Source organism: uncultured Roseovarius sp. (assembly GCF_913054395.1).
Taxonomy (GTDB): Bacteria; Pseudomonadota; Alphaproteobacteria; order Rhodobacterales; family Rhodobacteraceae; genus Roseovarius.
The window spans coordinates 1-11,361 of the sequence record NZ_CAJXIP010000110.1 but is presented as its reverse complement, the minus strand read 5'-3'; the positions used below and the strand labels follow the sequence as shown (position 1 = coordinate 11,361).

Sequence of the window (11,361 nt, the reverse complement as noted above, 5' to 3'; positions counted from 1 at the left end):
GACCCGGTGAAATCAAACAATAAATCCTCGCCCTCGCGGGTCACGCTTAGCTGGATTTCAAGCGGCTCGTTCACCACCCCGTCGCTATCGACATAGGCAATCGCGCGATGCGGCCCCGGCGTGATCCCGTCAATGAAGCTGCGCATCTGCGCCGCCGCGCGCTGGCGCAATTCACCAATCGCCGCAGCCACCACATCATCGCCGTACCGATCCAGCAGCGCATCAAGCCGCGCCGCGCCAAGATCAAGCGCAGCGGCCTGTGCCTTAACATCGCCGATCCGCTGATCCGCGACACGGATGTTAGAGCAGATGATGCTGTAAATTTCGGCGTCCATCGCCCCGCGCTTGAAAAGCTTTACAGGCGGCAGGCGCAGCCCCTCCTGCTCCACCGATGTGGCCGAGGCCGAAAACCCGCCCGGCACCGCGCCCCCGGTATCGGGCCAATGGCCGGTATTGCTGAGCCAGCAAAACAACGTACCATCCCGGTAATAGGGCCGCGCAAAGCGCACATCCATGAGGTGCGTACCACCGAGGTAGGGATCGTTGACGATATAGATATCGCCCGGCTCCGGCGCCCCGACGCGCCCGTCCTTGATCATCGAAATCAGGGTGCGGGTGGAATATTGCATCGTGCCCACAAAAACCGGCAAGCCGCCCACCCCTTGCGCAATCAAGGCTCCGTCAACCGCGTCGTAAATCCCGTCAGAGCGGTCATTCGCCTCGGCGATCACCGGCGAAAAGGCGGCGCGCGAAAACGCGAGATCCATCTCGTCGCAGACCTGTTGCAGCCCTGCCTGAATGACCGAAAGGGTGATCGGATCAAGTGTCATGGCCGCGCGCCCCGATATGAATGATGATATTGCCATGCGCATCGCCGGTGGCACGATCGCCCGGCTCGATCAGGGTGGTGGTGTCCATCTGTTCGATCACCGCCGGGCCGGGCATCTCAAACGCAAGCGGCAGGTGATCGCGCCAGTAGATCGCCACCTCGTGCCAGGCACCATCGAAATACACCTGCCGCCGTCCGGTTTCGGCATCCTGCAAGGTGGCGCGGCGGCCCTTTGGATCAATCAGCGTTGACAGATCAAGCGGCGCCCGCGCCCCGATCACCGAGCAGTTGGCGTTGACAAGGTTGGCGCGAACATCATCAAGCCTGACCCGGAAGCGGTTGAAATAGGCCGCCTCGAACAGCGCGTGTAGCGTGTCCTTATCCACCTCCGGCCCCGGCAGATCGACCCGGAGAAGATGGGTCTGGCCAATGAACTGCATATCAACCGAATAAAGATAACGTCGCCCGCTGAGCGCAATCGTCTCGCGGTCGATCAACCCGTCACCCTCGGCCGCCTGCGCGGCAAAGACCTCGGCCAGAGCGCCCTCGGGCAAGGCATCAAGCGGTCGGTTCAGCGTGCGCACGAAATCATGGCGCAGATCGGCCACGACACAGCCGATGGCATTGGTGATGCCGGGCCGCGCGGGCACCAGGACACGCGGCAGGCCCAGCTCCCGCGCCAGGGCGGCGGCATGCAGAGGGCCGGCCCCGCCAAAGGCAAACAGCGCAAAATCACGCGGGTCCGCCCCAAGCGACAGCGACACCATGCGAATGGCCCCGGCCATCTTGGTATTGGCGATACGGATCACGGCCTCGGCGGCGGCGGTCACCTCAAGACCCAAGGGGTCGCCAAGCCGTGTCGAGAACACCCGCGCCACCGCCTCGGGGGCAACTGCCCCGGTCTTGGCAAGCTGTGCCGGGTTGAGCCGCCCGAGAAGCAGGTTGGCATCCGAAATCGTCGGCTCGGTGCCGCCGCGCCCATAACAGATCGGGCCGGGCTGTGCGCCGGCGCTCTCTGGTCCGACCTCCAGCAGACCGGCGGCATTGACCCGCGCGATCGACCCGCCCCCGGCACCGACAGTGCGCACATCGACCATCGGCACATGGATCGGCATGGCGTATTCGATCTCGATCTCGTTGGATACGGCCGGTTCCGCCCCCCGGATCAGCGCCACATCGGTCGAGGTGCCGCCCATGTCATAGGTGATCAGGTTCTCCATCCCCGCCAGCCGCCCGGTATAGGCCGCCGCCATCACGCCCGAGGCCGGGCCCGACATGACCGTCTTGGCCGCCTCGCGCGCAACCGTGCGGGCCGAGACCATGCCGCCATTGCCGTTCATCACCAACACGTCACGGGCATAGCCCCCCGTCGCCAGCTCATCCGTAAGCCGGGTCAGGTAACGTGCCAGGATGGGTTGCACGCTGGCATTGACCGCCGCCGTCACGCCACGCTCGAACTCTCGGCTTTCCGACAGGATCGCATGGCCCATGGTAATGTGATCGTTGGGCCAGATCGTGGCCAGCACCTCGGCGGCGCGCCGCTCGTGGTCGGGGTTTGCGTAAGCATGCAGGAAATGCACCACTACCGAGATACAGCCCCTATCGAGCAACTGTTGCCCGGCGGCCAGAACCGCGCCTTCGTCAAGCGGGATCACCACCGCACCGCGGGCATCGACCCGCTCGGGCACCTCAAGGCGCAGATCACGCGGGATCAGGGGCGTGAACCGGCCAGTCATGCCATAGGGCTGTGGCCGGGTGCGTCGGCCAAGCTCAAGCACATCGCGAAACCCGGTCGTGGTGATAAGGCCGGTGCGGCTCAGTTTGCGTTCGAGCACGGCGTTGGTGGTGGTGGTGGTGCCATGCACGATAAGATCAAGCGCTGTCAGGTCACACTCTGCGGCAGCAAGCGCCTCTATCACCCCATGCGCCTGATTGTCAGTGGTGCTTGGGACCTTGGCGAGACGCACTTTGCCGCTGTGCGGGTCAAGCTGTACCAGATCGGTAAAGGTGCCGCCCACGTCTATCCCGGCCACCTGCCCTGTCTGCCGCTTGTCCATATGCCTGCCCTTGCCCCGTTTCGGCCCAAGGTTGGCGAGTGGCGAACAAAAGTCAACGCGCATGGCCCCGTCAGACGATGACGCCAAACGAAAACGGCCCCGCCAATAAAGACGGGGCCGCTGATGATTTGCCTAAAGCCGGGGGCCTTAGTCTTTGTCGGCCTTCAGGGCCGCGCCAAGAATATCGCCCAGCGAGGCGCCCGAATCGGACGAGCCATACTGTTCGACTGCTTCTTTTTCTTCGGCAATCTCACGCGCCTTGATCGACAGGCCAAGACGACGGGTCTTGCTGTCAACATTGGTCACGCGGGCGTCGATCTTGTCACCGACCGAGAAACGCTCGGGGCGCTGTTCGGCACGATCACGCGACAGGTCAGAGCGGCGGATGAAGGACTTCATGCCCTCATATTCCACTTCGATCCCGCCATCTTCGATCGCGGTGACGGTCACGGTGATGATCGAGCCACGCTTCACGCCGCCAACGGCTTCGGCGAACTTGTCACCGCCAAGCGCCTTGATCGACAGCGAAATACGCTCTTTCTCGATATCGACTTCCGAAACAACCGCCTGAACCATGTCGCCTTTGCGATAGTTCTGGATGGCTTCCTCGCCACGCTCGTCCCAGCTGAGATCCGAGAGGTGAACCATGCCGTCGATCTCGCCTTCGAGACCGATGAACAGACCGAATTCGGTGATGTTCTTGACTTCGCCTTCGACTTCGGTGCCCTCGGGGTGGGTTTCTGCAAACACTTCCCACGGGTTGCGCATGGTCTGCTTGAGACCAAGGCTGACGCGACGCTTGGCGCTGTCGATTTCCAGAACCATGACTTCGACTTCCTGGCTCGTCGAAACGATCTTGCCGGGATGTACGTTTTTCTTAGTCCAGGACATTTCCGAAACGTGAACAAGACCTTCAACGCCGGGCTCAAGCTCAACAAATGCACCGTAATCGGTGATGTTGGTCACCCGACCGGTGTGCACTGATTCAAGCGGATACTTGGCAGCAACCAGATCCCACGGATCTTCCTGCAACTGCTTCATACCAAGGCTGATACGGTGGGTTTCCTTGTTGATCTTGATAACCTGAACATTGACGGTTTCGCCAATCGACAGGATCTCGCTGGGGTGGTTCACACGGCGCCATGCCATGTCGGTCACGTGCAGCAGGCCGTCAACACCGCCCAGATCAACGAACGCACCGTATTCGGTGATGTTCTTGACCACGCCCTCGACATTCTGACCCTCGGTCAGGTTGCCAATGACTTCGGCGCGCTGTTCGGCACGGCTTTCTTCCAGGATGGCGCGACGCGACACAACGATGTTGCCACGGCGACGGTCCATTTTCAGGATCTGGAAGGGCTGCTTGAGACCCATCAGCGGGCCGGCATCGCGCACGGGGCGCACATCGACCTGAGAGCCGGGCAGGAACGCAACAGCGCCGCCCAGATCAACGGTGAAGCCGCCTTTGACACGACCAAAGATCGCGCCTTCAACGCGCTCTTCGTCGGCATAGGCTTTTTCAAGACGATCCCAGGCTTCTTCGCGGCGGGCCATTTCACGCGAAATGACGGCTTCGCCACGCGAGTTTTCGGCCGAGCGCAGGAAGACTTCAACCTCGTCGCCTACGGCGATTTCGGGCGCTTCACCGGGATTTGCGAATTCTTTAAGATCGACGCGGCCTTCCATTTTGTAGCCTACGTCGACGATGGCTTGGCCCGCTTCGATTGCGATGACCTTACCTTTGACAACGGACCCTTCTTCGGGCGTGTCCATTTCGAAGCTTTCGTTCAGGAGGGCTTCGAATTCCTCCATCGATGTGTTCTGAGCCATGTGGTCTCTGGTTTCCTTTACAAAATTTTTCTGGCCGCGCGGTTGTCTCCGCCGGTCTTAGGGTTTCGTTGGTCAAAGACGGAACGCAAAACAAAGAGGGCCGGTTGTCCCGACCCTGCTCATCTCAATGTTATGCGGTGGTTTCCACCTTCTCGACGTGAGGGTCATAGCGCCTGGCCGAGCGACAATCAAGCCATTCCTGCGGGTTTGCGCAGGGGGCGGCGGGCCGTTGCCTGAAATCCCGCGCCGTTCCGGCCGGATTGCCTTGGCACCACGCGTTCGGGGCGTGAAACGACCGCCCATCAGGCCTGGGCGGCGTCGATGACCTTGATCGCCTGTGCGACGGCCTGATCTATCGTCATGGCCGAAGTGTCGAGCAGGATCGCATCGTCGGCAGGCTTGAGCGGCGCGGTGGCGCGGGCGCTGTCGCGGGCGTCGCGGATGCGCAGGTCATCAAGAACCTCCTCCAGCGTCACCTCCTGGCCCTTCTCGCAAAGTTCCTTGTGGCGACGGCGCGCGCGCTCATCGTCGCCCGCGGTTACGTAAAGTTTGACCTCGGCATCGGGGCAGATCACCGTGCCGATATCGCGCCCGTCAAGCACCGCCCCGCCGGAACGGCGCGCAAAGGCGCGCTGAAAGTCCACGAGGGCGGCGCGCACTTCGGGGATGGCGGCGACCCGGCTGGCGGCCTGTCCGACCTCGGCGGTACGCAGGTCGTCGGCCTCCAGGTCCGCCGCCTGAAGGCTTTGCGCGGCCTCGACCGCATCCAGCCCCTGCAACATCCGCCGCCCCGTGGCGCGGTACAACAGCCCGGTGTCGAGATGGGCAAAGCCGAAATGCGCCGCAACGGCCCGACCGATCGTGCCTTTGCCCGCCGCAGCAGGCCCGTCTATCGCAATGGTAAAGGCCATCGGCGCAATCCTCTTTTTCCCGGGCCATCTAGCTAGCCGATTGGCACCGAAGGCTCAAGTATCGCTTGATGCTTGACCCGGATGGATTGGCAAGGCATCACCACCACCATGCAGATTTACAAGATTTTCCGCGCGCCCGAATGGGCCGACCTGCGCGCCAAGGGCGAAACGCCCGGCGCCCCGGTGGATGTGGCCGATGGCTTTGTGCATTTCTCGACGGCTGAACAAGCCCCCGAGACCGCCGCGAAACATTTCGCGGGCGAAGACGGGCTGATGCTTTTGGCCATCGAGGTCGAGCGGCTTGGCGATGACCTCAAGTGGGAGAAATCACGCGGCGGTGCGCTGTTCCCACATCTTTACCGCACACTATGCCTGAGCGATGTCGCCTGGGCACAGCCTCTGCCGCTTGTCGGCGGCGCGCATCAGTTTCCGGCAGGTCTCGAATGACGCCGCTGGAGCGGCTCGGCCTTGCCGCCCTACACCGGTGTGATCCCGAGACCGCCCATGGTTTGGCACTCAAGGCGCTGCGCCTCGGGTTGACGCCACAGCCCGGCCCGGTGACCGGCGCACGCCTCAGGACTGACCTTGCGGGGATGAGCCTGCCCAATCCGGTGGGGTTGGCGGCGGGGTTTGACAAGAACGCCGAGGCCCTCGCCCCGCTCTCGCGTGCGGGTTTCGGATTTATCGAGGTCGGCGCCGTCACCCCCCGCCCGCAGCCGGGCAACCCACGCCCGCGCCTGTTCCGCCTGAGCGAAGACCGCGCGGTGATCAACCGTTTCGGCTTTAACAACTTGGGGATGGAGGCAGCCGCCGCCCGTCTGGCGATGCGCCCAAAGGATGCGGTGATCGGGCTTAACCTTGGCGCCAACAAGGATAGCGACGACAGGGCCGAGGATTTCGCCCGCGTTCTGGGCCATTGCGGCGCACATCTTGATTTTGCCACGGTCAATGTCTCAAGCCCCAATACCGAGAAGCTGCGCGACCTACAGGGCGCCGAGGCCTTGTCGGCGCTTTTGAAAGGGGTGATTGAAACCCGCGACTGGTTGCCCAATCCGATCCCTATCTTCCTCAAGATCGCCCCGGACCTTGACGACACCGAGCTTTCCGAGATCGCCGATGTGGCGCGCGCCTCGGGGCTGAGCGGGATCATCGCCACCAATACGACGCTTTCCCGTGACGGGCTGCAAAGCACGATGAAAGATCAGGCCGGCGGGCTGTCCGGGCAACCGCTGTTTGAGAAATCCACCCGCGTTCTGGCGCGCCTGTCACAGCTTACCGAGGGCGAGATGCCCCTGATCGGGGTCGGTGGCATCGCCAGCGCCGAACAGGCCTATGCCAAGATCTGTGCCGGGGCCAGCGCGGTTCAGCTTTATTCGGCACTGGTTTATCAGGGCCTGTCCCTTGTCGGCGAGATCGCGCAGGGGCTTGATGCGCTGCTTGCCAGGGACGGCTTTGCCAATGTCGCCGAGGCGGTCGGCACCAAGCGGGGTGACTGGCTGTGATCACGCTCTGGCATAATCCGCGCTGTTCGAAATCGCGCGCGTCCCTCACGCTGTTACAGAAGGCGGGCGCGCCCCTTACCCTGCGCCGCTACCTGGAAGACGCGCCCGACCTTGCCGAACTCAGGCGCGTACATGCGCTTTTGGGCGGCGATGTTATCGACATGATGCGCCCCGGTGAGGCGCGGTTCAAAGAGCTTGGTCTTGACCGCGACAGCGGCGCCGAGGCGCTGTTAGCGGCCATGGCCGAAAACCCCATCCTGATCGAGCGCCCCATCGCGATGACCGCCAGCCGCGCCGTCATCGGCCGCCCGCCCGAACAGGTGCTAGACCTGCTTTAAGCCCTAGACCGGCGGCACCGGGCGGCGGGGCCGGCGCCCCAAATGCCGTTCGCGCAGGAACACGAAAAGCCCCGAGGCGACGATCAGCGCGATTCCGGCAAAGCTTGTGGCATCGGGCAGATCGTCAAAGATGTAGAACCCAAGCACCGTCGCCGACACGATCTCGAGATATTGCAACGGCGCCAGCAGCGAGGCCGACGCGAACGACAGCGCATAGCTGATGCACACGTGGCTTAGCGTGGCGAACAGCCCCAGGATCATCAAAAGGCGCAGTTCGCGCGCCTCGGGCCATGACGGATCAAGCGGGCCGACGCCCGATCCGTTGAACATCCAGAGCACCGGCAAGCCCAACACCAGCGCCGCCAGTCCGGTATAGGCCTGAAGCGTGATCGGGTGCATCCGCGTCGCCATCTTTCGCGTCAGGATCATGTAGATCGCGAAACACCCCGCCGTCACCAAGGGCAGCATCGCCACCGGCCCGACATCCTGGAAACTGGGCCGGATGATCATCATCGCCCCGGCAAACCCGATGGCGCAGGCGATATAGCGGCGCGGGCCAATCGGCTCGCCGAGCAGCAGCCCGCCAAGGATGGTCAGGATGAACGGCTCGACGAAAAAGATCGCGATGGCATCGGCAATCGGCATCGCCCTGAGCGCCGTGAAAAAGCACCCCGTCGCCACAAGCATCAGGCCCGAACGCGCCAGATGAAGCCCGACCTCGCCCCGCGCCGGGCGATGCAGCCATCCCGCCAGCGCGGCCAGGGGCATCAAAAGTGCCACCTGTATGGCAAAGCGGGTCGCCGCCACCTGCCCCACAGCAAGGGCATCGCCGATCAGCTTGGCGCAAGAATCCATCATCGGCGCGATGATGGCAAACCCCACCATCAGCAGAATACCAAGGCTGGTACGGCCCGGCCCGTCCATCAGCAGTTCGGCACATTGACGGCAAGGCCGCCAAGCGAGGTTTCCTTGTATTTCTCGCTCATGTCCGCGCCGGTCTGGCGCATGGTCTCAATGCAGGCATCCAGCGGCACCAGATGGGTGCCGTCACCGCGCAGCGCCAGCGAGGCCGCCGAAACCGCCTTGATCGCGCCAAGACCGTTGCGTTCGATACAGGGCACCTGAACCAGCCCCTTTACCGGGTCGCAGGTCATTCCAAGGTGATGCTCAAGCGCGATTTCCGCCGCATTTTCAATCTGCGCAGCCGTGCCGCCCAAAACCGCACAAAGCCCCGCCGCCCCCATCGCCGCGGCCGATCCGACTTCGGCCTGACATCCCGCCTCGGCGCCCGAAATCGAGGCGTTGAACTTGACCAGCCCGCCAATCGCGGCGGCGGTCAGAAGGAAATCCTCGATCCGGTCCTCGCTGGCGCCGGGCACATGTTCAAGCCAGTATTTGATCACCGAGGGCACCACGCCCGCCGCGCCATTGGTGGGCGCGGTCACGACCTGCCCGCCAGCGGCGTTTTCCTCGTTCACCGCCATGGCATAGGCGCTCATCCAGTCGTTGATCTTATGCGGCGCATTCAGGTTGGTGCCGCGCTCGTCGATCAGCGCATCGCGGATGCCCTTGGCGCGGCGCTTGACGTTCAGGCCGCCGGGCAGGGTGCCATCGGTGCTAAGGCCGCGTTCGATGCAATCATCCATCACCTGCCAGATTCGCGCCACGCCCGAGCGCAGGTTCTCTGGCCCGCCGCGCGCGATTTCGTTGGCCTTCTTCATCTGTGCGATGGACTTGCCGCTGGTCTCGGCCATCTCAAGCATCTCGGCGGCGGATTTGAACGGATAGGGCACCGGATCGCCCTCATCGGTGTTCTTGCCTGCGGCAAGTTCGGCCTCGGTCATAACGAAACCGCCGCCGATGGAATAATAGGTTTCCTGAAGGATCACATCGCCCTGAAGGTCGGTCGCCATCAGGATCATGCCATTGGCATGCCCCGGAAGATTCGGCCCGAAATCAAACAGCAGATCATCCTTGGGGTGGAATTTCAGCTCGGGCAGGCCCGGCGGCGTCACGGTCTCGGTCTCGCGGATCTGCGCAAGCACCGCCTCGGCCTTGTCGTGATCATAGGTCTCGGGCAGAAGGCCGGCCAGCCCCAGAATGGTCGCCCGGTCAGAAGCATGCCCGACGCCGGTAAAGGCCAGAGAGCCGTGCAGTGACCCGCGCAGGCCGCCATAGTGAAACGGTGCCGCGCGCATCTTGTCCAGGAACCGGGCCGCAGCCACCACCGGCCCCATGGTGTGCGAGGACGACGGGCCGATGCCCACTTTGAACATGTCAAAAACCGAAAGAAACATCAGGGGGTACTACCTTCTGGTGGCTTGGGGTTTGTTAGGCCGGGACGGGGTAAGCGCCCGAGCCCTCGGCGGTTATCGCAGCTAGCATAACGTATAGATGGTCCAGACGCGTCGTGAAATCGCGCATGCGCGGCCAGTTGCCGGTGCAAAAGCGAATTGATCATGCTGAATTGCATTCCGTCGGGGTCCGGGACTGAGATCAGGTTGCGCTTCCTTCGGGGGGATCGGCATACTCCGGCGCCGTGAAGGGCGCGCCATTCAGGCCTTCGGCTTTTATCGCGGCCGCAACGCTGCGGCGTTGCTCAAGCCGGATCGCCATATCACGCAGATGCGGCCAGCGGGAAAGCGAAAACCATCCCGCCCCACCCATCGGCGCCGGGTAAAGCACCATCCAGCGCAACAGCGGCGCCAGATAGAGATCGAGCAGCGAGGGATCAGCCCCGCAAAACCATGCCCGCCCAGAGGCCGCCATGCTTTCGAGCGCGTCGAGATGGCGGGCAATCTCGCCCTGCATGTGACCGCGCAGGGCGAGATCCGCGCCAGGGTCGTCGCCAACGTACTGAGCCGGGTAAAACGTCATCCGCAGCGCCGGGTGCAGCGTGTTTGACAGGAAGAACAGCCATTTCAGGAAATCGCCCCGCTCAACGCTCTCGACCATTGGGGCAAGTCGGCAGTGCCGGTCCGCGAGCCAGAGCAGGATCGCGCCGGTCTCGAACAACACCCCCTCGGGGGTTTCCAGCACTGGAATCAGCCCGTTCGGATTGAGCGCCAGATAGGCCGGTGATTTATGTGCCGCCCCGGCGCGATCCACCAGGACGCAGGTGTATGGCACACCCAGCTCTTCAAGCGCGAGACGAATGATCAGCGAGGCATTGTCCGGCGCGTAGTGCAGGCGATAGATCTCTGTCATGGCAAGCCTCTGGCGCGCATCCGGGGGCGACGGCGCGCATGAGTATTTGGAGAAAGATGAAAGATCAGGCGCGTCTAGCCTTTGTCGCCCACGTTTTCGGCAAAGGCGGTTTTGAAGGCGGCCTGTTTTTCGGGGCTGGCCTCGGTCTGATGGCTGGCTTTCCAGTCGTCGTATGGCATGCCGTAATAAATCTCGCGCGCCTCGTCCTTGGTCATCTCGATGCCGCGTTCGTTGGCGGCCTCCTGATACCAGCGCGACAGGCAGTTGCGGCAAAAGCCTGCCAGGTTCATCAGGTCGATGTTCTGCGCGTCGGTGCGGTCTTCCATCCGGTGTTTTGGCAGGCGGCGGAAGGCGGCGGCCTGGAGTTCGATCTCGGTCTGCGGATCCATAGGTGCGCTCCTTAAAAAACAAATGCGTCCGCCTGCGTGACTAGCAAGCGGACGCTGGGGGTACAACATTGCGATATTGTTAGATCAGTTTCAGCGCGAAATAGGGCATTACATTGAAGGCAAGAATCAACGTTTTATAGTTGGCGAGATAGGTAAAATAGCCCTTCTTCACGTCAGCGGGTTCCATGTCCAGCATACTGGCGTGAATGGCCGCAAATTTGTCGCGGCCCGCCAGTAACAGGATGGTTGTCAGAATCAGAAATCCAAGGTTCAGTACAGTCATCCAACCGAAGAATGC

General features: G+C 62.7%; 11 protein-coding genes and 1 pseudogene. 3 read left to right on the top strand and 9 right to left on the bottom strand.

Annotation, left to right across the window (positions count from 1 at the left end):
* From QZ522_RS14015 to cmk, 4 genes and pseudogenes are all read right to left on the bottom strand, one after another.
* A partial coding sequence (locus QZ522_RS14015) for a hydantoinase B/oxoprolinase family protein (RefSeq protein ID WP_294612749.1) occupies nt 1-830 on the bottom strand: 830 nt, incomplete at its 3' end.
* Nucleotides 820-2,886, bottom strand: a complete 2,067-nt coding sequence (locus tag QZ522_RS14010) for a hydantoinase/oxoprolinase family protein (protein WP_294612746.1) — start codon at nt 2,884-2,886, stop codon at nt 820-822. The genes QZ522_RS14015 and QZ522_RS14010, both read right to left, overlap by 11 nt.
* A gap of 147 nt (nt 2,887-3,033) precedes the next feature.
* Nucleotides 3,034-4,722: pseudogene (gene rpsA, locus QZ522_RS14005) on the bottom strand (30S ribosomal protein S1); the annotation flags it as partial.
* A 296-nt stretch (nt 4,723-5,018) separates the two neighbouring features.
* Nucleotides 5,019-5,627: a (d)CMP kinase gene (gene cmk, locus QZ522_RS14000; RefSeq protein WP_294612743.1), complete on the bottom strand. Its 609-nt coding sequence runs from the start codon at nt 5,625-5,627 to the stop codon at nt 5,019-5,021.
* A gap of 108 nt (nt 5,628-5,735) precedes the next feature.
* Between cmk and QZ522_RS13995 the strand changes: the two genes are divergently transcribed.
* The 3 genes from QZ522_RS13995 to arsC are packed head-to-tail and all read left to right on the top strand — an operon-like array spanning nt 5,736 to nt 7,467.
* Nucleotides 5,736-6,074: a DUF952 domain-containing protein gene (locus QZ522_RS13995; protein ID WP_294612752.1), complete on the top strand. Its 339-nt coding sequence runs from the start codon at nt 5,736-5,738 to the stop codon at nt 6,072-6,074.
* Entirely contained in the window at nt 6,071-7,129 is a 1,059-nt protein-coding gene (locus QZ522_RS13990; RefSeq protein ID WP_294612741.1) for a quinone-dependent dihydroorotate dehydrogenase, read from the top strand. The genes QZ522_RS13995 and QZ522_RS13990 overlap by 4 nt, the downstream gene beginning before the upstream one ends.
* Nucleotides 7,126-7,467: an arsenate reductase (glutaredoxin) gene (arsC, locus tag QZ522_RS13985; RefSeq protein WP_294612738.1), complete on the top strand. Its 342-nt coding sequence runs from the start codon at nt 7,126-7,128 to the stop codon at nt 7,465-7,467. The genes QZ522_RS13990 and arsC overlap by 4 nt, the downstream gene beginning before the upstream one ends.
* Before the next feature lie 3 nt (nt 7,468-7,470).
* Here the strand turns inward: arsC and QZ522_RS13980 are convergent, their stop codons facing one another.
* From QZ522_RS13980 to QZ522_RS13960, 5 genes are all read right to left on the bottom strand, one after another.
* Nucleotides 7,471-8,391: a DMT family transporter gene (locus QZ522_RS13980; protein WP_294612735.1), complete on the bottom strand. Its 921-nt coding sequence runs from the start codon at nt 8,389-8,391 to the stop codon at nt 7,471-7,473.
* Nucleotides 8,391-9,764 carry an L-serine ammonia-lyase gene (locus QZ522_RS13975; RefSeq protein ID WP_294612733.1) on the bottom strand — a complete coding sequence of 458 codons (1,374 nt, stop codon included), beginning with the start codon at nt 9,762-9,764 and terminating at the stop codon, nt 8,391-8,393. Before QZ522_RS13975 ends, QZ522_RS13980 begins: the two co-directional genes overlap by 1 nt.
* 199 nt (nt 9,765-9,963) lie before the next feature.
* Nucleotides 9,964-10,674: a glutathione S-transferase family protein gene (locus QZ522_RS13970; RefSeq protein WP_294612730.1), complete on the bottom strand. Its 711-nt coding sequence runs from the start codon at nt 10,672-10,674 to the stop codon at nt 9,964-9,966.
* 74 nt (nt 10,675-10,748) lie between these two features.
* Nucleotides 10,749-11,063 (bottom strand): DUF1244 domain-containing protein, encoded by a 315-nt coding sequence (locus tag QZ522_RS13965; RefSeq protein WP_294612727.1) that lies wholly within the window; start codon nt 11,061-11,063, stop codon nt 10,749-10,751.
* 79 nt (nt 11,064-11,142) lie between these two features.
* Nucleotides 11,143-11,361 (bottom strand): DUF6868 family protein (locus QZ522_RS13960; protein WP_294612724.1); only part of this gene is annotated, 219 nt, incomplete at its 5' end.